The following is a 20,653-nucleotide window of genomic DNA, read 5'->3' as shown; positions in this document are numbered from 1 at the left end:
CGTGCGCGCCTATCTCCTTCGGCGTTCGCTGCTCGCGGTCCTCCAGTGCCTGGTGGTGCTGGTGGCCGTGTTCGCCGTCGGCTCGCTGCTGCCCGGCGACACGGCCGACGTGCTCCGCGGCGAACTCGGCACGCCGGAACAGGTGGCGGCGCTCCGCACCCGGCTGGGTCTCGACGAGCCGGCCTGGACGCGCTTCGGGCACTGGCTCGGCGGCCTGTTCACCGGTCACCTCGGGAACTCCCTGACGACCGGGGTCCCGGTGGGCGACGACATCGGCCACCGCGTCGGCGTGACGCTGCTGCTGGGCGTGCCCGCGCTGGTGCTGGTCACGCTGGTGGCGCCGCTGCTCGGCACGGTGTCCGGCCTGCGGGAGGGCAGTCGTACCGACCGGACGCTGAACACGGTGGCCGTCGTGCTGCACGCGGTCCCGGAGTTCGTCCTCGGGCTGCTGCTGGTCGCCTCCGTCTCGCTGGCGGCCGGACTGCTGCCCGCCACCGCCATCGGCATGGACACGGCCGCGCTGATGGCGGAGCCGGCCGTGCTGGTGCTGCCCGTCGCCGTCCTGACGGCCAGGCACCTGTGCGACCTGGCACGGCAGGTCCGCGCCGGTGTGGCGGCGGGACGGCACGGCCAGGTCGCCGAGCACCTGCGGCTGCTGGGGATGCGGGAGAGGACGGTGGTGCTGCGCCATGTGCTGCCCGGGGCCCTGGGGCCCGCCGCGCAGCAGTTCGCCCGTTGTGTGGAGGGACTGCTGGGCGGCGCGGTCCTGGTGGAGGCGGTCTTCGGCTTCCGTGGGCTGGGCAGCGGTTTCGTCGAGGCGGTGCAGAACAGGGACCTGCCCCAGGTGCAGACGTACGCGCTGCTGTTCGCCGGCACCGCCGTCGTGGTGAATCTCGTGGGCGACCTGGTCGCCTTCCGGCTGGCACCGCGCCGGGAGGTCACGGCATGACCGTACGGACGAAGACCGATGCCGTACGCACCGGGCCCCGCCACCCGTGGATCGCCACGATCCTGCTCGGTGTGCCCGTGCTCGTCGCCCTGGCGGGGCCGTGGGCGGCCGGGGACGCGCCGTGGGCCGAGGGCGCGCTGCCGTCGCAGCCGCCCGGTGCGGGACACCCGCTCGGTACGGACGTGCTGGGCCGCGACGTGCTGTGGCTCGTGCTGCACGGAGGGGCCTCCGTCCTCGGCAGCGCCCTGGGCGCACTGCTGGTCGGCCTGGTCGTGGGGGTGCCGCTGGGGCTGCTCGCCGCGGGACCGCGGCGCGGGTTCGACGAGACCGTGATGCGCGGGCTCGATCTGCTGCTCGCCTTCCCGGGGCTGCTGGTCCTGATGACGCTGGCCGCGACGGGCCACCGCGACCGGTACTGGCTGGTGGCGGTCGCCGGGATCCTCCAGGTTCCGGCGGTGGCACGCCTGGTGCGCGGGGCGGCGCTCGAACCGGGCTCCCGGACGGTCGTCGAGGCGCTGTGGATGCAGGGGCACGGCTGGGCGTACATCCATCTCCGCCACCTGGCGCGGCAGCTCGCCGCCCCCCTGGCCACCGACGCGGGCGGCCGTTTCGCGGTGGTGCTGTACCTGCTGGCGTCCGCCAACTTCCTCGGTCTGGGGCTGCCCGCCTCGTCCCCGGACTGGGCGGTCCTCATCGAGCGGAACAGCGACGCCCTGTTCACCCAGCCCGCCGCCGTACTGGTCCCGGCCGGTCTGCTGACGGCGCTGTGCGTCGGCGGCAACCTGCTCGTGGACCGTGCCCTCGCACGGCGGAGGAGGGACCGATGACCGGCCGGGTGGACCCGCCGCTGCTGGATCTCCAGAACCTCTCCGCCCATGCGGAAGGGGCGGACCGCCCCCTGCTGGACCGGGTCGCGCTGACCGTCGTGGCGGGCGGCGTGACCGCCGTCGTCGGCCCGTCGGGCAGCGGCAAGACCACGCTCGGCCTGGCCGCGCTCGGTGCCTCCCGGAACGGCGTACGGCTGGACGGACGTGCCCTGCTCGCGGGCACCGACCTGCTGTCCCTGGCACCCGCCCGGCGTCCGGGCGCCCGCGCCGGCACGGCCGCACACCTGCCCCAGCACCCGGAGACGGTGCTGGACCCGCTGCGCAGGTCCGGTGGCGCGCTGACGGAGCTGGCCACCCTCGGTCACGCGGGACGTGCCGCGCGGACGTCCGCCGCACGCCGGGCGACGGCCCTGGCCGGCCTGGAGTGGACGGCCGTCCGGCGCCGTTTCCCGCACCAGCTCTCCGGCGGCCAGCAGCAGCGCCTGGCGCTGGCCTCCGCCCTGGTCACGGGGGCGGCACTGCTGGTGCTGGACGAGCCGACGAGCGGTCTGGACCCGGCGCTCGCACACGCCTTGGGCCGCACGGTACGGGCGCTCGCGGACGGCGGCACCGGTGTGCTGCTGTTCAGCCACGACCTTCGGCTGGTGCGCGCGACGGCGGACCGGGTCCTCGTGCTGGAGAACGGCCGTGTCGTGGACGACGGCGCGGCGTCGGACATCCTCGGCACCGGCGCCCCCGTGACCGCCGCCGGGCCTCCCGCCGCCCGCCACCGGGCCACCCGGGACCTGCTCGCCGCGGAACACGGCACCGGCGCCGCCGGGACGAGGACCGCGCCCGCCCTCCCTCCGGGGCGCGGCGGGGTCACCGCCACGGGTGTCGTCGTGCGCCGCCGGTCGGGCGATCCGCTCGCCGGACCGGTGTCGATGGAGTTCCCGCCCGGCAGCAGGACCGCGCTGCTCGGCCCCTCCGGTTCGGGCAAGACGACCTTCGCGAGGGTCCTGGCCGGGCTGACGACGCCCTCCCGCAGCGACGTACGGTTCGATGGCCGGCCGCTGGCGCGACGCGTCGACCGGCGCACGGCAGAACTGCGCCGCGCCGTCCAGTACGTGCACCAGAGCAGCGCCGGATCCTTCGAGGACCACCGCCCGGTGCTCGCTCAACTGGCGGACACCGCACGGCTGCTGCGCGGTCTCCCGGAGGCCGGGGCCACGGCGGAGGCGGTGGAGGCCGCCGGGGCGCTGGGACTCGACGAGGCGCTCCTGCACCGCACTCCCGGCCGGCTCTCCGGCGGCCAGCTCCAGCGCTGCGCACTGGTCCGGGCGCTGACGGCGCGGCCGGCCCTCCTGGTGTGCGACGAGGTGACCTCGGCGCTGGACACCGTCTCCCGGCAGCGGGTCCTGGACGCGCTGCCCCGTCTGCTCGCCCCCGCCGGAACGGCCCTGCTGTTCGTCAGCCACGATCTGCCCGCGGTGCGTGCGCTGACCACGGAGGCCGTGCTGTTCGAAGGCGGGCGCTGTGTGCGGCGCGGACCCGTGGACGAGGTGCTGCCCGCCGGCTGGGAGCCTGACGGGGTGTCACCGGCGAGGCGGTGAAGTTGTCGTCGTCCGTCGTGCCGATCCCGGCCCGCTCGCAGCATAATGACCCCCATGCCGCATATCTCCGCTCGTCCGGTCCGGGGTTCCTCGCTCTCCTTGTGGTCGAAGGACTCGTTCCTCTCCATCGGTTCCGTGGGGTCCGTGCTGTCCATCGGGTCGGTCGGCAGCGCGCTGTCCATCGGGTCCATCGGCTCCTCGCTCTCCGTCGGTTCGATCGGCTCCGCGCTGTCCCTGGTGTCGCTGGGGTCCATCCAGAGCTCCGGAAGCGCGCTGTCCATCCAGGCACGGCGTTCCGTGATGGCCATCGGCTCCCACCGCGTGATCGGCTCCCCGGGCACGCTCGCGCTGATCGGATCGGGCGCGCTCGCGGTCACCGCCGCGCTCGTCCTGCGTACACGTACCGCTCCCTGAGAAATCCGGCGCCGGAGCGGCGCTGTACGCCGGGCTCAGACCAGGACGGGCAGAGCGGCCGGCCCGCGGACGAGGCGGGTGTTCCGCCACTCCAGCCGGTCCGTGGTCCCGGCGAGCCGGATACCGGGGAAGCGGGTCAGGACCGCGCGCAGGGCGATCCCGGCTTCGAGCTTCGCGAGGGGCGCGCCGACACAGCGGTGGATGCCGTGGCCGAAGCCGAGGTGACCGGTCGCGTCCCGGTCCAGGTCGAGCCGGTCCGGCGCCGGGAAGCGGCCCGGGTCGCGGTTGGCGGCTCCGATGGCCACCAGGACGGGGACGCCTGCGGGGATCTCGGTCGCGCCGAGGGTGACGGCCTCGGTGGTGAACCGGAAGGTGGAGGTGGCGACCGGGGCGTCGAAGCGGAGCAGCTCGTCCAGTGCGCCGGGGACGGCCCCGGGGTCGTCGCGGAGACGTTGCAGCTGGGCCGGGTGGAGCAGGAGGGCCAGGGCGGCGTTGCCGAGGAAGTGCGTGGTCGTCTCGTGGCCGGCGACGAGCAGCAGCACGGCCAGGGAGACCAGCTCCTCCTCGGTGAGCCGGTCCTCGCCGTCGCGCAGGGCGATGAGGCGGTCCAGGAGCGAACCGCCGGGGTGGAGGCGCTTCGAGGCGATGAGGCCGGACATGTAGGCGGCGACGGCGTGCGAGGCGGCGTCGGCGCGCCCGGGCTGTCCGGCGGCGAACAGGTCGGCCGACCAGAGCTGGATCTGCGGCCGGTCGCCCTCGGGAACGCCCAGCAGCTCGCAGATCACCATGACCGGGAGAGGGGCGGCCAGGCCGGCCACGAGGTCCACCGGACCGGTGGCCGGCCACCGGTCCAGCAGCTCGTCGGTCAGCCGGGTGATGAAGGGGGAGAGGCCGGCGACCGCGCCGCTCGTGAACGCACCGGTGACGAACCGGCGCAGCCGGGTGTGCCGGGGCGGATCACTGGCCAGAATGGTGTGGGCGACGGCGGGGTGCAGACGGCGCTGCGACTCCTTCCCGGCGAAGAAGGCGGCGGTGTCCTTGGAGAGCCGGGGATCGCCGAGGGCCTGCCGGGCCTCCGCGTAGCCGGTGACCAGATAGCTGAGGCGTCCGCCGGATCCGGATGCCACCGCCCGCACGGGGCACTCGGAGCGCGTGGCCGCATACGCGGCATAGGGGTCGCGGGCGGACCGGTCGTCCCCGGCGGCGGCGTCGTTCATGGTCTCCGGCTCCCTGGTCAGGACGTACGCGGGAGGAGTTCACCCCATCCGGTGAGCGTACGCCCGCGCGCGGTTGCGGGCCCCGCCGACCGGGTGTACGGAGGGTGAGGTTCGGCGCTGTTTTCGGCTACGGAACGTGGGGGAGCACTGCCCTGGAGATCACCGGAACTCGACGGAAGCGTCGACCGGAATCAAGGGGAGACATGAAGAAGCTGTTCAAGGGGAACGCCGTCCGCACGCTGGCCCGGGCCGCGGCCGTCACGGGGATGACCGTCGCACTCGCCGTGCCCGTCACCGCCGCGGTGGCCGTCGCACCCGCCGCCATCCCGCCGGGACTGTCCTGCGACACCGGCAAGCACGCGATCGACGACTACACGGGGTACGCGCTCTGCAGGAACAACGGGTCGGCCACGCAGGTCTTCTGGGTCCACCTGGTCTGCGGCTGGTCGCCCGACGTGGACGGTGAGCACGTCACGCTGAGGCCCGGCGAGTCCGGGCAGTCGACCGCGCACTGCGCCGGACTCGGCACGGGCATCGGCGAGATCCAAGTACGGCCGTAGGGGACGGACGCGCCCTCGGCGAAGGGGTGCGCCCGTGGGACCTGACGCGGCCTGGGGGCCGCGCCGGGTCCCGATCCGTGTGCGGCGTGCTTGAGCGGGCCCCGCACCCTCGTTACTCTCCGGTAGACCGCGCGGGCGGACTCCGGACGGACCCCGGGGCCGAGGCCCCGGCGGACGTGAGGAGGCGGTGGCGATGTCCTCGGCGGACCCCACGGAGCGGACCGGGCCGGCCAGGCCGGTGGAGCCGCCCGCACAGCCCGGACTCGGTGACTGCGCCCGGGAGCTGGCCGAGGGCGGGGCGACCTCGTCCGGCCTGGTCGCGGCGGCCCTCGCCCGTATCGAGGCGAGCCGGCCCACCCTCAACGCCTTCCGCCAGCTGCGCGCGGAGGCCGCGCTCGCCGAGGCGGCCGAGGCCGACCGGCGGCTCGCGGCGGGGGAGCGGCTTCCGCTGCTCGGGGTGCCTGTCGCCGTCAAGGACGACACCGATGTCGCCGGCATGCCGACCTACTTCGGCTGCGACGGCACGCTCCCGCCCGCCACCGCCGACAGCGAGGCCGTACGCAGGCTCCGGGCCGCCGGGGCCGTCATCGTCGGCAAGACCAACTCCTGCGAGCTGGGCCAGTGGGCCTTCACCGAGGGGCCCGCCTTCGGCGTCACCCGTAACCCGTGGAACACCGGACACACGCCCGGCGGTTCGTCCGGCGGCTCCGCGGCAGCCGTCGCCGCCGGGCTGGTGCCCGCCGCACTGGGCTCGGACGGCGCGGGCTCCATCCGCATCCCCGCCGCGTGGACCCACCTCGTCGGTATCAAGCCGCAGCGCGGCCGGATCTCCGTCCACCCCCACAGCGACGCCTTCCAGGGCCTCACGGTCAACGGCCCCCTCGCCCGTACCGTCGCGGACGCCGCCCTCCTCCTGGACGCCGCCGCCGGAGCGCACCCCCGGGACCACCACCGCCCGCCCTCCGTCGACGCGTCCGCGGCCGCCCGCCGCGACCCCGGCCGGCTGCGCATCGGCCTGTCGCTGCGGCCTCCGCTCACCCTCACCCGCAACGCGCCGCACCCGGAGGTCCTGCGTGCCGTCACCGCGCTCGCCGAGACCCTCGCGCGGCTCGGTCACGACGTCGAGGAGGCCCGCCCCCGCTACGGGCTGATCGGCCTCTCCTTCGTCCCCAGGGCCACCGCGGGCATCGCCGAGCTCGCCGCGCTGCACCCCGAGCCCGCGCTCCTGGACCCCCGCACCCGCAGCGCCCTGCGCACCGGGACCCGGCTCGGCGGCCGGATCGTGCGGGCCGCCCGCGCACGCGAGGTGCGCCAGCACGCCAGGATCGGTGCCTTCTTCGAGGCGGCGCGAGGCGAGGGCGGTCGTACGTACGACGTGCTGCTCACGCCGACCACCGCCGCCCCGCCCCCACGTGTCGGGGAGTTCGACCGGCTCAGCGCCTGGCGCACCGACCTCGCGATGACCTCGGCCTGCCCCTACGCCTGGCCCTGGAACGTCCTGGGATGGCCCGGGGTGAACGTCCCGGCCGGATTCACCCGCGACGGCCTGCCGCTGGGTGCCCAGCTCCTCGGCCCCTCCCGCAGCGAGGCGCGGCTCATCTCGCTCGCCGCCCAGCTGGAGGCCGACCTGCGCTGGTACGAGCACCGGCCGCCCGTGCGGCAGGACCGGGGCCCCGCGACAGGCCCCGCCGGGCAGGAGTGACCGGTTCCGCCGGAATGGGCGCGGGCCACTGTGGAGAGGGGGCCGGTCACGAGATATCTTGATGTCAAGCAATGTTGCAGACGTGGAGCGGAGCACCCGGTGACTGACTCGACCATCATCTATACGCACACCGACGAGGCCCCTGCCCTGGCGACGTACTCGTTCCTGCCCGTCATCGAGGCCTACGCCTCGACCGCGGGTGTCACGGTGGAGCGCCGCGACATCTCCCTGGCGGGGCGGATCATCGCCGGCTTCCCGGAGCGTCTCAAGGCCGATCAGCGTATCGATGACGCGCTCGCCGAGCTCGGCGAGCTGGCCAGGACTCCCGGCGCGAACATCATCAAGCTGCCCAACATCTCGGCCTCGATCCCGCAGCTCAAGGCCGCGATCGCAGAGCTCCAGGAGCAGGGCTACGCGCTTCCCGACTACCCGGACGACCCGCGGACCGACGAGGACAAGGACGTCCGCGCGCGGTACGACAAGGTCAAGGGCAGCGCGGTGAACCCCGTCCTGCGTGAGGGCAACTCCGACCGCCGCGCCCCCGCGTCGGTCAAGAACTACGCCAAGGCCCACCCGCACCGCATGGGCGCCTGGACCGCCGACTCGAAGACCAACGTCGCCACCATGGGCGTCGACGACTTCCGCTCGACGGAGAAGTCCGTCGTGATCTCCGAGGCCGGCTCGCTGCGCATCGAGCTCGCGGGCGACGACGGCACCACCACCGTCCTGCGCGAGTCCGTCCCGGTCCTCGCCGGTGAGGTCGTGGACGCCGCCGTCATGCGCGTCGCCGCGCTGCGCGAGTTCTTCACCGCCCAGGTCGCGCGCGCCAAGGCCGAGGGCGTGCTGTTCTCCGTCCACCTCAAGGCCACGATGATGAAGGTCTCCGACCCGATCATCTTCGGCCACGTGGTCCGCGCCTTCTTCCCGAACACCTTCGCCAAGTACGGCGACGCGCTCGCGGCGGCCGGCCTGACCCCGAACGACGGCCTCGGCGGCATCCTCAAGGGCCTCGACTCCGTGGACGCCGGCGCCGAGATCAAGGCGTCCTTCGAGGCCGAGCTCGCCGAGGGCCCGGCCCTGGCGATGGTCGACTCCGACAAGGGCATCACCAACCTGCACGTGCCGAGCGACGTCATCGTCGACGCGTCCATGCCGGCCATGATCCGCACGTCCGGCCACATGTGGGGCCCGGACGGCAATGAGGCCGACACCATCGCCGTCCTCCCGGACAGCAGCTACGCCGGTGTCTACCAGGTCGTCATCGACGACTGCCGCGCCAACGGCGCCTTCGACCCGTCGACCATGGGTTCCGTACCCAACGTCGGTCTGATGGCGCAGAAGGCCGAGGAGTACGGCAGCCACGACAAGACCTTCGAGGTCCCCACCACGGGCACCGTGCGGGTCGTCGACGCCAAGGGCGACGTCGTGCTGGAGCAGGCCGTCGGCGCCGGTGACATCTTCCGGATGTGCCAGACCAAGGACCTGCCGATCCAGGACTGGGTCAAGCTCGCCGTCACCCGCGCCCGCGCGACCGGCAACCCGGCCGTGTTCTGGCTCGACGAGGGCCGCGCGCACGACGCCAACCTCATCGCCAAGGTCAACACCTACCTGGCCGACCACGACACCGACGGCCTGGACATCTCCATCCGGACGCCGGAGGAGGCCACCGCCTTCTCCCTGGAGCGCATCCGCCGCGGCGAGGACACCATCTCGGTCACCGGCAACGTGCTGCGTGACTACCTCACCGACCTGTTCCCCATCCTCGAGCTGGGCACCAGCGCGAAGATGCTCTCCGTCGTCCCGCTCATGAACGGCGGCGGACTGTTCGAGACGGGCGCCGGCGGCTCCGCGCCCAAGCACGTCCAGCAGTTGGTCAAGGAGGACTACCTGCGCTGGGACAGCCTGGGTGAGTTCCTCGCCCTGGCCGTCAGCTTCGAGCACCTGGCCACCACCACGGACAACGCGCGCGCCAAGGTGCTCGCGGACACCCTGGACCGGGCGACGGGCACCTTCCTCAACGAGGACAAGTCCCCGAGCCGCAAGATCGGTGGCATCGACAACCGCGGCAGCCACTTCTACCTGGCGCTCTACTGGGCCCAGGAGCTGGCGCAGCAGACCGACGACGCCGCGCTCGCCGAGGCGTTCGGGCCGCTCGCCAGGACGCTGTCCGAGCAGGAGCAGACCATCGTCGGCGAGCTCGCCGCCGTCCAGGGCAAGCCGGCCGACATCGGTGGCTACTACCAGCCCGACCCGGCGAAGGCGGAGGCCGTGATGCGTCCGTCGGCCACCTTCAACAAGGCCATCGCGACCCTGGGCTGACCCCGGACCGCACACCGTACGCACGACCGCCCCGGCAGGCTTCCCGCCCGCCGGGGCGGTCGTGCGTACGGGCCCCGGGGCGACCGGGGCCCGGCGGCGCCTACGGCACGCGCGCGGTCCACTCCTCGGTCGCGAACTTCGTCTGCACCAGCTCCTGCGCCCGGGCCAGCTCCTCCGCGGTGATCCCGCCGGTGGTCAGCCCGTAGCGGCCGCGGAAGGAGGCGATCATGTTCTCGATCACCTGCTCCCGGGCGAGGCCGGTCTGGCGGCGGAGCGGGTCGACGCGCTTCTTGGCGCTCCTGGTGCCCTTGTCGGACATCTTCTCCTTGCCGATCCGCAGGACCTCGAGCATCTTCTCGGCGTCGATGTCGTACGACATGGTCACGTGGTGCAGGACCGCCCCGGGGCCGCCGTCGGGGCCGACCATCCGCTTCTGGGCGGCACCGGCGATCTTGCCGGCGTCGGTGGCGATGTCGTTGAGCGGCTGGTACCAGGCCCTGATGCCCATGTCGCCCAGCGCGCCCAGGACCCAGTCGTCGAGGTAGGCGTAGCTGTCGGCGAAGGACAGCCCCGACACCAGAGACTCCGGCACGGACAGCGAGTACGTGATCGTGCTCATGGGCTCGACGAACATGGCACCGCCGCCGGAGACACGGCGCACCACGGTCATCCCGTGGCGCGCCGCCCCCACCGGATCCACCTCGTTGCGCAGGGACTGGAAGCTGCCGATGACGACCGCGGGGGAGGCCCACTCCCAGACGCGCAGGGTCGGGGCCCGCCGTCCCGCGGCCACCTCGGCGGTGAGGACCTCGTCCAGCGCCATGTGCAGGGCCGGGGCCTGCGGCTCGGTGTGCACCAGCTGCCAGTCGTAGTCGCTCCACTCGGTGGCGTGCGCCAGGGCGCGCCGTACGGCGATGCCGACGCCCTCCGCGGTGAGTCCCAGCAGGACGGCCGACTCCGGCAGCGCCGCCGTGATCCGGGCCGCCAGGCCCGCGGTGTCCGTCGACGCGGGAGCGCCCTCCAGGGCCCCGTTGATCGAGAGGATCGCCTCGTCGGGCTCCAGGAAGAAGTCCCCGGCGACGCGCACGTCACGCAGGGCCCCTCCCTCGACGGTCAGATCGACGGTGACCAGCTTGCCGCCGGGGACCTTGTACTCACCGTGCACGGCGGAGTTCCTTCCCGTGCACGGCGTGGACCGGGAGCCTGGTGCTCCGACATCCGGACAACCGTGCACATGCGTCATATCGGACTCTAATGCTCGCTCGTGACGAACGGCTACCGGCCCCTTGCCGGGAAGCCGTACGGACTGCTCTTGTGTATCCGCAGGCCATCGGCACGGGTGGCGGGTCCGGGCGACGGGCCCGCGTTCAGAGGAGTGGCAACGGTATGGGCTCAGCGGCGGATCAGGGGCGGGACGTCCGGGAGACGGGCCCCGAGAGCCTTCCCGAGTGCCTTCCCGAGGGGCTGGCCGACGCGGTCCGCGCGACCGCCGGGGAGATCGCGGAGCTGCTGCGCGGCGCACCTGACAGCGGCGCTCCCGTGCCGGGGCTGGTGTGGACGGTGGGGGAGCTGGCCGCGCACCTCGCCCAGGCCAACGAGCTGATGGCGGAGGTGGCGGCGGGGCGGCCCCACCCCTACGGCGACGGCACTCCGCAGGGCATCGCCGCCGCCAACGAGCAGGCCCTGGCCGCTTTCCGTGAACGGCGGGTGGAGCCGCTGGCCGCGATGATCGAGACACACGCCGGCGCGTGTCTGGACGCGGTGGCCGGGCACCCCGTGGACGAGACGCTGATGACGCCGATGGGCCCGATGAACCGGGCGGTTCTCGGCTCGTACCTCCTGACGCACATGCTGGGCCACGGCTACGACCTGGCCCGCGCGCTGGGGCGTCCGCACATGCTCGACCGCGCCCGGGTCGCGCTGACGCTCCCGTTCATGGTCGAGGCGATGCCACGGGTGACCGACGCCGCGACCACGGCGGGGCTGAACGCCCGCTACGCGGTCCGGCTGTGGGGCGGCGGCCGGTTCGGGGTGACGTTCACCGACGGTACGGCGACCGTGGGTCACGACCTTCCGGACCGCCCGGACTGCACGATCTCCATCGAGCCGGTCACCTTCCTGCTGATGGCCCTCGGCCGCTGCTCACCGGTGGGCGCCATGGCCAGGGGCCGGGTCCTCGCGTGGGGCCGCAAGCCGTGGTGGGGGCCCAGGTTCCCGGAGTACTTCAGGGCTCCCTGAGGCCCGGCGGCTCCGCGGCCGGGCCACGGCTCCGCGGCCGGGGGAAGGCTCCGCGGTCATGGCCGCGGCTCCGTGGAGCGACCGGCTCCGCTTTGGTATACGACCGCGAGGCGGTGTGCGGGGCCCGGTGGCGGGCCCGTGGATGCCGTGTGTCCCGCTGTGGGGCGGCAGCCGGGCTGCCGGCTGCCCGGTCGCCGCCGCTCCGTTATCCGATCGTCAGGTAAAAGCTGTCCGTCATGTGAGCCGACCTCTTGCTTTGCGGACTGTATGCGAAATACGGTCTGCGATATTCCTTGATCACCCCTGGCGGGAGGTAGGCCCCCGTGCGCCGAAAAGCGGTTGCCCTGGTGGCGGTTGCGTTGGTGTCCCTCACCTCGGGCTGCGCGTCGTTGCAGTCCTCGGCGACCGAAGTCGGTGGTGTGCGCATGACCGATGACCGGTCCGTACGCGACGGCGGGACACTCACCGTCGCCCTCAACTCGGATCCGGACAAACTGGATCCCACCCTGGCCCAGACCCTCGTGGGCCGCACGGTCTTCGCGGGCATGTGCGAGAAGCTCTACGACATCGACGAGGACGGCACCTTCGTGCCGCAGCTCGCCGCGTCGCTCCCGACCACCTCGGCCGACGGCCGCACGGTCACCATCGAGCTGCGCCCCGGGCTGAAGTTCAGCGACGGAACCCGGCTGGACGCGGATGCGGTCGTCACCTCGCTGCTGCGCCACCGCGATCTCCCCGGATCGGCCCGCTCCACCGAGCTGGCCCCGGTCACCGAGGCGCAGGCCACCGGACCGCTCACCGTCCGGCTGACGCTCGACCACCCCTACGTCCCGCTGACCGGTGTGCTCGCCGACCGGTCCGGGATGGTGATGTCACCCACCGCACTGAAGAAGTACGGGAAGAACTTCACCAACCACCCTTCCTGCGTCGGCCCCTTCCGCTTCGTCGAGCGCACCGGCGGCGACCGGATCGTGCTGGAGAAGGACCCGAACTACTACGACGCCGGCCGGGTCCACCTGGACGGCGTGATCTACAAGCCGATCCCCGACGGCAACGTCAGGCTCGCCAACCTGCGCTCCGGCGACCTCCAGGTCGGCGACCAGATGGCCCCCGTCGACGTACAGAGCGCCCTGACCGAGCCGAAGCTCCAGCTCTTCAACTCGCCCTCGCTCGGCTACCAGGGCATCGGCCTCAACGTCGGCAACGTCAAGGGCCTCGGGCAGAAGCCCGGGAAGATCGACACCCCGATCGCCCGGGACGTCCGGGTCCGCGAGGCGTTCGAGCTGGCCATCGACCGCGACCTGCTCAACAAGGTCGTCTTCCAGGGGATGTACGAGCCGGCCTGCGGCCCCATCTCCCCGCAGTCCGCCATCGCCCCGGGCGTCGCACCCGAGGACTGTCCCCGGCGCGACGTCGACCGGGCGAAGGAACTGCTGAAGGAGGCCGGGGTGAAGACCCCGGTGAAGATCGAGCTGAAGACGTCCACCACCCCCGAGCAGGGGCGCGTCGGACAGGTGCTCCAGGCCATGGTCAAGGAGGCCGGCTTCGAACTGTCGCTGCGCCCCACCGAGTACGCCACCATGCTCGCCGAGACCGACGCCGGCGACTACGACGTCTTCACCAGCGGCTGGTCCGGCCGGCTCGACCCGGACGGCAACGTCTCCAACTTCCTGAAGACCGCGGGCGCCATGAACGCCTACGGCCTCGGCGACCCGGAGATCGACAAGCTGATCGCCGAGGGCCGCAGCGTCGCGGACCCCGCACGGCGCACCGAGATCTACGACGAGCTCACCCGGCGCGTCCAGGACGCCCACGCCCTGATCTACCTCTACCGGCAGAAGAACTACGTCGTCGCCGGCAAGGACATCGCGGGCATCCACGTCTACGGCGACGGACTGGTCCGGGTCAAGAATGCGGGGTACACCCGATGACGAAGTACCTGCTGACGCGCCTGCGTCAGTCCCTCATCACCCTCTTCCTCGTCAGCGTCGTCGTCTTCGCCGGCATCCGGGCGCTGCCCGGAGACCCGGCGCTCGCGCTGGCCGGCGAGGAACGCAGCCCCGAGGCGCTCGCCGCCATCCGGGAGAGCTACGGGCTGAACGACAACGTCGTCATCCAGTACGGGCGGTTCATCGGGCACGCCCTCACCGGCGACCTCGGCACCTCCTCCCGTACGGGGCTCCCGGTCGCCGACGCGATCGGCCAGGCCCTGCCGGTCACGCTGGAACTGGCCGCGCTCTCCCTGCTCCTGGCGATCGTCGTCGGCATCGGCGCCGGAGTGGTCGCCGCCGTGCGGCGCGGAAAGCCGGAGGAGTGGCTCGCCAACGCCATCGCGCTGATCGGCCTCTCCATCCCGACCTTCTGGCTCGGCATCGTCCTCGTCCTCGGATTCGCCATCGCCATCCCCGTGTTCGCCGCCTCCGGTTACGTACCCTTCGGCACCGATCCCGTCGACAACCTGCGCCGCATGGTGCTGCCGGCCATCGTGCTGGGATCCGGTCTCGCCGCCGTCGTCATGCGGCAGACCCGGGCCGCGATGCTCGACTCGCTCTCCGCCGACTACGTCAGGACCGCCCGCGCCAAGGGCCTGTCCAGGGGATCCGTCGTCGGCGGGCACGCGCTGCGCAACTCGCTGGTCACCGTCGTGACCGTGCTCGGCCTCCAGCTCGGACACCTGATCTCCGGGGCCGTCGTCACCGAGCAGATCTTCGTCCTCCCCGGCTTCGGCAAGCTCACCATCGACGCGGTCTTCACCCGCGACTACGCGACACTCCAGGCCGTGGTGCTCTGCACCTCGGCCGCGTACATCCTCATCAACCTGCTGGTCGACGTGGTCTATTCGGTCATCGACCCGCGCATCCGGCTCGGAGGTGCCCGGTGACCACCGCGACCACAGCGCTCCCCACCCCACCCCGGGCGAGCGAGCGGAAGGCCGGCGGCGGCAAGCTGCGGGCCCTGCGCAGGAACAAGCTCGCCCTCACCGGCGGGATCATCGCCGCCGTCTTCGTCCTGACCGCCCTGTTCGCCCCGCTCGTCGCCCCGTACGACCCGTCGCAGCCCGACTTCGGCAACGTACTGGCCGAGCCGAGCGCCGCGCACTGGCTCGGCACGGACGACCTCGGGCGCGACCAGCTCTCCCGCATCGTCCACGGCGCCCGCGCGTCCATGCAGGTCGGGCTCGTCGCCGTGGTGCTGGCCTTCCTCGTCGGCGTACCGCTGGGGCTGCTCGCCGGGTACTACGGCCGGTTCGCGGACACCGCGGTGTCCCGGCTGACCGACACCATGCTGGCGTTCCCCTTCCTGGTGCTCGCCGTCGGACTCGCCGCGATCCTCGGCCCGTCGCTCACCAACGCGACCATCGCCATCGGCATCTCGCAGATCCCCGCCGTCATCCGGATCACCCGGGCCGAGACCCTGCGGCTCAAGCACGTCGACTACGTCGCCGCGGCCGTGGCCAACGGGGGCGGCGACGGCACCGTCCTCTTCCGGCACATCCTCCCCAACGCCACCTCCGCCCTCATCGTCCAGGCCACCGTGGGCATCCCCGCCGCGATCATCGGCGAGGCGCTGCTGAGCTTCCTCGGCCTCGGCGTCCAGCCGCCGAACCCCTCGCTCGGTGTGATGCTCTCCGGCGCCCAGTCCTTCCTGGCGCCCGCACCCTGGCTAGCCGTCTTCCCCGGCCTCGCGATCGTCGCGGCGACGCTGGCCTTCAACCTGCTCGGCGACGGCCTGCGTGACGTCCTGGACCCCCGAGGAGCCACCCGATGACCGAGACCGTCCTCGAACCCGTACGGAAGACGCCGGCCGAACCCGCGCTGAGCGTGCGCGACCTGTCGGTCTCCTTCCACTCCGACACCCGCACCGTGCACGCCGTCGACGGCGTCTCCTACGACGTGGCACCCGGCGAGGTCCTCGCCGTGGTGGGGGAGTCGGGCTGCGGGAAGTCCGTCACCTCGATGGCGGCCATGGGCCTGCTCCCGCCGACCGCCCGCATCGGCGGCTCCATCAGGCTCGGCGGACGCGAGCTGGTCGGCGCGTCCGAGAAGGAACTCCAGAAGGTCCGCGGCAAGGACATCGCGATGATCTTCCAGGAGCCGATGACCTCGCTGAACCCGGTCCTCACCATCGGCCGGCAGATCGGCGAGGTGCTGCGCAGGCACCAGGGGCTGAGCCGCAAGGAGGCCAAGGCCCGCGCCGTGGAACTCCTCGAACTCGTCGGGATCCCGGCGCCCGCCCGCAGGATCGACGAGTACCCGCACCAGCTCTCCGGCGGCATGCGCCAGCGCGTCATGATCGCCATCGCGGTGGCCTGCGACCCGGCCGTCCTCATCGCCGACGAACCGACGACCGCACTGGACGTCACCGTGCAGGCCGGCATCCTCGAAGTACTCCAGTCCCTGCGCGAACGCCTCGGCACCGCCATCGTCCTGGTCACCCACGACCTCGGGGTCGTCGCCGACGCGGCCGACCGGGTGCTCGTGATGTACGCCGGGCGCGCCGTCGAACAGGCCCCGGTGCACGACCTGTTCGCCGCCGGCCGGCACCCCTACACCCGCGGCCTGCTCGGCGCCGTGCTGCGGCCCGGCGGCGAGGGCAAGCGCCGGCTGCCCGAGATCCCCGGCCTGGTCCCCAGCCTGGACAGCCAGCCCGACGCCTGTACGTTCGCACCCCGCTGCTCCCGCGCCGACGACACCTGCACCGGAAGCCGCCCCGGCCTCCGCGCCGTCGACCGGGAGGCCGGAGCGGACGCCTCGCACCGGGCCGCCTGCTGGCACCCGTACGCCGAGGCCGACACCGACACCGGGACCGGCCCCGGAACCAGCGCCGCAGCCCAGGAGGCCGGAGAGTGACCACCGCACAGACCGTCCCCGCCCCGCGCGAGGGCGCCGACACCACGCCGCCGCCGGTCCTGGAGATCAGCGGCATGGAACGCCACTTCGGCGCCTCCGGCGGCGGCACCGTCCGGGCCGTCGACGGGGTCTCCATCACCATCGGCCGCGGCGAGGTCGTCGGCCTCGTCGGCGAGTCCGGCAGCGGCAAGTCGACCGTCGGCCGGTGCGCCGTACGCCTCGACGAACCCACCGCCGGCACCGTCCACATCAACGGCACCGACGTCAGCCACCTCTCCCGCCGCGCGCTGCGCCCCCTGCGCAAGGACTTCCACCTGGTCTTCCAGGACCCGTCGTCCTCGCTGGACCCGCGCATGACCGTCGGCCAGATCATCGCCGAGCCCATCCGGCTGCACCGCCGGGACCGCCGACAGAACAGAGCAGCCGTACGGGAACGCGTCGAGCAGCTCCTCGGCCAGGTCGGGCTCCGCCCCGAGCACGCCGACCGGCACCCCCACGAGCTGTCCGGCGGGCAGCGCCAGCGCATCTCCATCGCCCGCGCCCTGTCCTGCGACCCCGACCTGGTCGTCGCCGACGAACCCACCTCCGCGCTCGACGTCTCCGTCCAGGCGTCCGTGCTGAACCTGCTGGCCGACCTCCAGCGCGACCGGGGCTTCGGCTGCCTGTTCATCACCCACGACCTGGCCGCCGTCGAGTTCCTCGCCGACCGGATCGCCGTGATGTACCTCGGTCAGATCGTCGAACAGGCCCCGACGGCCGAGCTGTTCGCCGCGCCCAAGCACCCCTACACCCAGGCCCTGCTCTCCGCCGCCCCGGTCCCCGACCCGGTCGCCCAGCGCTCCCGCGAACGCATCGTGCTGCACGGAGAACTCCCCAGCCCCCTCGACCCGCCCGCCCGTCGCCCGACCACCACCCCGGCCGGAGGCCCTACGGGCCGCGTGTTCGATGGCTGCCGCTTCCACACCCGCTGCCCCCTCGCCGTCGACCGGTGCCGCACCGAGGTCCCCGCCCTGCGCGAGGTCCCCGGCGGCCGGCAGGTCTCCTGCCACCTGGTCACCGACGACGGCACCGCCCCGGACGCAGCCGCCGTCTGACCTGCCCTGTCCGGGGCCCGCGTCCCGTACGTACGATCCGCAAGGCACCACAGAAATTCCGCACGCCGCAGCAAGGAGCCGCACCCGTGTTCACCACCCGCCCCACCCTCCAGGGCACCTTCGGCATGGTGTCCTCCACCCACTGGCTCGCCTCGCAGTCCGCGATGGCCGTCCTGGAGGACGGCGGCAACGCCTATGACGCGGCCGTCGCCGCCGGCTTCGTCCTGCACGTCGTCGAACCGCACCTCAACGGCCCGGCCGGGGAGGTCCCGATGATCCTCGCGCCGAAGGACGGCGAGGTACGGGTGCTGTGCGGCCAGGGCCCCGCCCCGGCGGGCGCCTCCGCCGCGCACTACCGCTCGCTCGGCCTCGACCTGGTCCCCGGCACCGGCCCGCTCGCCGCCGCCGTACCGGGCGCCTTCGACGCCTGGATGCTGCTGCTGCGCGACCACGGCACGAAGACCCTCGCCGAGGTCCTGCGCTACGCGATCGGTTACGCCGAGGACGGCCACGCCCCCGTCGAGCGCGTCGGCCAGACCGTGGAGACCGTCCGCGAGCTCTTCGAGACCGAGTGGCCGACCTCCGCCGAGGTCTACCTCCCGGGCGGGAAGGCCCCCGAGCCCGGCAAGCTGTTCCGCAACCCGGCCCTCGCCGCCACCTGGCGCCGCCTCGTGGCCGAGGCCGAGGAGAAGGGCGGCGAGGACCGCGAGGCCCAGATAGACGCCGCCCGCGCCGTCTGGAGCACCGGGTTCATCGCCGAGGCGCTGGTCCGCCAGGCCGCCGTGCCCACCATGGACACCAGCGGCACCCGCCACACCGGCACCCTCACCGCCGCCGACCTGGCGGGCTGGTCCGCGACGTACGAGGCGCCCGCCACCTACGAGTGGAACGGCTGGACGCTGGCCAAGGCGGCCGGCTGGAGCCAGGGCCCCGCCTTCCTCCAGCAGCTCGCCCTCCTCCCGCCCGAGCTCCCCGCCTACGGCTCCGCCGACTACGTCCACCTGCTCGTCGAGGGGTGCAAGCTGGCGATGGCCGACCGCGAGGCCTGGTACGGCGACGCCACCGACGTCCCGCTCGGCACGCTGCTCTCCGACGCGTACAACGACGAGCGCCGCGCCCTGATCGAGGACACCGCCTCCCTGGAGCTGCGCCCCGGCAGCCCCGGGGGCCGCACCCCGGTGCTCAGCGCGCACGCCCACGCCGTCGCCGCCGGCGAGTCGGGCTTCGACGCCATGGGCATCCCGGTGGCCGGCGCCGGAGAGCCCACAGTCGCGAAGGAGGGCGCGGGCGAGCCGACGGTCACCGCCGACCGCGTGGGCGAACCCGCCGTCGCCAAGGACGGCTCGACCCGCGGCGACACCTGCCACCTCGACATCGTCGACCGCTGGGGCAACATGGTCGCCGCCACGCCCAGCGGCGGCTGGCTCCAGTCCAACCCGGTCGTGCCCGAGCTGGGCTTCCCGCTCGGCACCCGGCTGCAGATGGCCTGGCTCGACGAGGGCCTGCCGAACACCCTGACCCCCGGCCGCCGCCCGCGCACCACCCTGACGCCGTCCCTCGCCCTGCGCGACGGCGTGCCCGTCATGGCGTTCGGCACCCCCGGCGGCGACCAGCAGGACCAGTGGCAGCTGCACTTCTTCCTCGCCGTGGCGCTGCGCGCCCGGGTCCGCGGCGGCCTCGACCTCCAGGGCGCCATCGACGCCCCGAACTGGCACAACGACAGCTTCCCCGGCTCCTTCTTCCCGCGCGGGATGCGCCCCGGCAGCGTCACCGTCGAGGAGGGCATGGACCCGGAGGTCGTCGAAGAGCTGCGGCGCCGGGGCCATGACGTGACCGTCGGCGACCCGTGGTCCGAGGGCCGGATGTGCGCCGTCGCCCGGGACCCGGAGACCGGAGTCCTGTCCGCCGCCGCCAATCCGCGCGGCATGCAGGGGTACGCGGTCGGCCGCTGACCTCCTGCCCGGAGCGCCCCCGGCGGGCCGTGCTTAGCTGGAGTCATGATCGATGACTTCGTGTACGGGACCGCCGGGGAAGCCGGACAGCTGGCCGAGGTGGAAGCCGTGGTGCGCGCGGCGGCCGCCGCCGAGATCCTGCCGCGCTACCGGCAGCTGGCCGCCCACGAGATCGTCGAGAAGAGCGGCCCGCACGACCTGGTCACCGCCGCGGACCGGCTGGCCGAGGAGTACCTCACCGACGCCCTGACCCGGCTGCTGCCCGGTTCGGTGGTCGTCGGCGAGGAGGCCGTCCACGCCGACCCCGCCGTCTACGACGCCCTCGGCGGCGACGCACCCGTGTGGATCGTCGACCCGGTCGACGGCACCCGGCAGTTCGTCCACGGCGAACCCGGCTTCTGCACCCTGGTGGCCCTGGCGCTGCACGGCGAGGTGTACGCCTCGTGGACGTACGCCCCCGTCCTCGACGAGCTGGCCATCGCGGTGCGGGGCCGGGGTGCCACGCTCAACGGCACCACGGTGCGCAGCGGTTCGCCCGCGCCCGGCGCCGTCCTCAAGGTGGCCATGTCGCACCCCGACTACACCTCCGACGCCCAGAAGCGCGCCCTGCTCGGGCTGCGGACCGACGGCATCGACGCCCGCGCGTGCGGATCGGCGGGCCTGGAATATCTGGCCGTCGCGTGCGGCGCCTCCGACGCCGTCGCCTTCAACTGGGAGTTCGCGTGGGACCACGCGGCGGGCCTCCTCCTGGTCACCGAGGCGGGCGGCGCCCAGTCGACGCTCTCCGGAGTCCCGTACCGCATCACCGGAGGAAACGATCTGCCGTTCACCGCGGCGAGGGACGAGGCCACGGCCGGGAGGATCCTCCAGGCGCTGAGGGCGGGCGGCGAAGGCTGACCACGGCCCACGAACGGCTGTGGCCGGTACGGGTGTTCCGTA

17 protein-coding genes are annotated in these 20,653 nt (G+C 73.3%); 15 read left to right on the top strand and 2 right to left on the bottom strand.

The window, feature by feature from the left end; all coding sequences use genetic code 11:
- The first annotated feature begins 1 nt into the window (after nucleotide 1).
- Genes ACZ607_RS06340 through ACZ607_RS06325 form a run of 4 tightly spaced genes read left to right on the top strand, consistent with a single transcriptional unit; the run spans nucleotide 2 to nucleotide 3,782 of the window.
- Nucleotides 2-949 (top strand): ABC transporter permease, encoded by a 948-nt coding sequence (locus ACZ607_RS06340; RefSeq protein WP_469732306.1) that lies wholly within the window; start codon nucleotides 2-4, stop codon nucleotides 947-949.
- A complete protein-coding gene (locus ACZ607_RS06335) occupies nucleotides 946-1,776 on the top strand; it encodes an ABC transporter permease (RefSeq protein ID WP_469732304.1) in 831 nt (276 codons plus the stop codon). Before ACZ607_RS06340 ends, ACZ607_RS06335 begins: the two co-directional genes overlap by 4 nt.
- Nucleotides 1,773-3,368, top strand: coding sequence for an ABC transporter ATP-binding protein (locus ACZ607_RS06330; RefSeq protein ID WP_469732302.1), 1,596 nt, complete (start codon nucleotides 1,773-1,775; stop codon nucleotides 3,366-3,368). Before ACZ607_RS06335 ends, ACZ607_RS06330 begins: the two co-directional genes overlap by 4 nt.
- A gap of 54 nt (nucleotides 3,369-3,422) precedes the next feature.
- Nucleotides 3,423-3,782 (top strand): hypothetical protein, encoded by a 360-nt coding sequence (locus ACZ607_RS06325; RefSeq protein WP_469732300.1) that lies wholly within the window; start codon nucleotides 3,423-3,425, stop codon nucleotides 3,780-3,782.
- A gap of 35 nt (nucleotides 3,783-3,817) precedes the next feature.
- Here ACZ607_RS06325 and ACZ607_RS06320 read toward each other — a convergent pair whose 3' ends face one another.
- A complete protein-coding gene (locus ACZ607_RS06320; protein ID WP_469732298.1) occupies nucleotides 3,818-4,999 on the bottom strand; it encodes a cytochrome P450 family protein in 1,182 nt (393 codons plus the stop codon).
- A 203-nt stretch (nucleotides 5,000-5,202) separates the two neighbouring features.
- Between ACZ607_RS06320 and ACZ607_RS06315 the strand changes: the two genes are divergently transcribed.
- From ACZ607_RS06315 to ACZ607_RS06305, 3 genes are all read left to right on the top strand, one after another.
- Complete coding sequence (locus ACZ607_RS06315) at nucleotides 5,203-5,559, top strand: hypothetical protein (protein WP_469732296.1); 357 nt, start codon at nucleotides 5,203-5,205, stop codon at nucleotides 5,557-5,559.
- Nucleotides 5,560-5,752: 193 nt separating this feature from the next.
- Nucleotides 5,753-7,261 (top strand): amidase, encoded by a 1,509-nt coding sequence (locus ACZ607_RS06310; RefSeq protein WP_469732294.1) that lies wholly within the window; start codon nucleotides 5,753-5,755, stop codon nucleotides 7,259-7,261.
- A gap of 99 nt (nucleotides 7,262-7,360) precedes the next feature.
- A complete protein-coding gene (locus ACZ607_RS06305; RefSeq protein ID WP_469732292.1) occupies nucleotides 7,361-9,580 on the top strand; it encodes an NADP-dependent isocitrate dehydrogenase in 2,220 nt (739 codons plus the stop codon).
- A gap of 100 nt (nucleotides 9,581-9,680) precedes the next feature.
- Here ACZ607_RS06305 and ACZ607_RS06300 read toward each other — a convergent pair whose 3' ends face one another.
- The gene (locus ACZ607_RS06300) at nucleotides 9,681-10,745 is read right to left on the bottom strand and encodes a lipoate--protein ligase family protein (protein WP_469732290.1); all 1,065 of its coding nucleotides are present in this window, start codon (nucleotides 10,743-10,745) and stop codon (nucleotides 9,681-9,683) included.
- Between the two features lie 221 nt (nucleotides 10,746-10,966).
- Here ACZ607_RS06300 and ACZ607_RS06295 point away from each other — a divergent pair, with 221 nt between their 5' ends.
- From ACZ607_RS06295 to ACZ607_RS06260, 8 genes are all read left to right on the top strand, one after another.
- Entirely contained in the window at nucleotides 10,967-11,818 is an 852-nt protein-coding gene (locus ACZ607_RS06295; protein WP_469732288.1) for a maleylpyruvate isomerase family mycothiol-dependent enzyme, read from the top strand.
- A 425-nt stretch (nucleotides 11,819-12,243) separates the two neighbouring features.
- Nucleotides 12,244-13,749, top strand: coding sequence for an ABC transporter substrate-binding protein (locus ACZ607_RS06290; RefSeq protein ID WP_469732286.1), 1,506 nt, complete (start codon nucleotides 12,244-12,246; stop codon nucleotides 13,747-13,749).
- Nucleotides 13,746-14,699 (top strand): ABC transporter permease, encoded by a 954-nt coding sequence (locus tag ACZ607_RS06285; RefSeq protein WP_322982868.1) that lies wholly within the window; start codon nucleotides 13,746-13,748, stop codon nucleotides 14,697-14,699. Before ACZ607_RS06290 ends, ACZ607_RS06285 begins: the two co-directional genes overlap by 4 nt.
- Complete coding sequence (locus ACZ607_RS06280) at nucleotides 14,696-15,586, top strand: ABC transporter permease (RefSeq protein ID WP_469732284.1); 891 nt, start codon at nucleotides 14,696-14,698, stop codon at nucleotides 15,584-15,586. The genes ACZ607_RS06285 and ACZ607_RS06280 overlap by 4 nt, the downstream gene beginning before the upstream one ends.
- On the top strand, nucleotides 15,583-16,668 hold the full coding sequence (locus ACZ607_RS06275) for an ABC transporter ATP-binding protein (protein ID WP_469732282.1): 1,086 nt from the start codon (nucleotides 15,583-15,585) through the stop codon (nucleotides 16,666-16,668). Before ACZ607_RS06280 ends, ACZ607_RS06275 begins: the two co-directional genes overlap by 4 nt.
- A 74-nt stretch (nucleotides 16,669-16,742) precedes the next feature.
- Nucleotides 16,743-17,762, top strand: a complete 1,020-nt coding sequence (locus ACZ607_RS06270; protein WP_469733410.1) for an ABC transporter ATP-binding protein — start codon at nucleotides 16,743-16,745, stop codon at nucleotides 17,760-17,762.
- Nucleotides 17,763-17,848: 86 nt separating this feature from the next.
- Nucleotides 17,849-19,714: a gamma-glutamyltransferase family protein gene (locus ACZ607_RS06265; protein ID WP_469732281.1), complete on the top strand. Its 1,866-nt coding sequence runs from the start codon at nucleotides 17,849-17,851 to the stop codon at nucleotides 19,712-19,714.
- A 45-nt stretch (nucleotides 19,715-19,759) separates the two neighbouring features.
- Entirely contained in the window at nucleotides 19,760-20,611 is an 852-nt protein-coding gene (locus tag ACZ607_RS06260; RefSeq protein WP_469732279.1) for an inositol monophosphatase family protein, read from the top strand.
- Nucleotides 20,612-20,653 lie beyond the last annotated feature (42 nt).

It is taken from the genome of Streptomyces sp. NPDC104381 (genome assembly GCF_055583745.1).
Note: the sequence above shows the minus strand (reverse complement) of the source record. Positions and strands in the feature narration are given on the sequence as shown.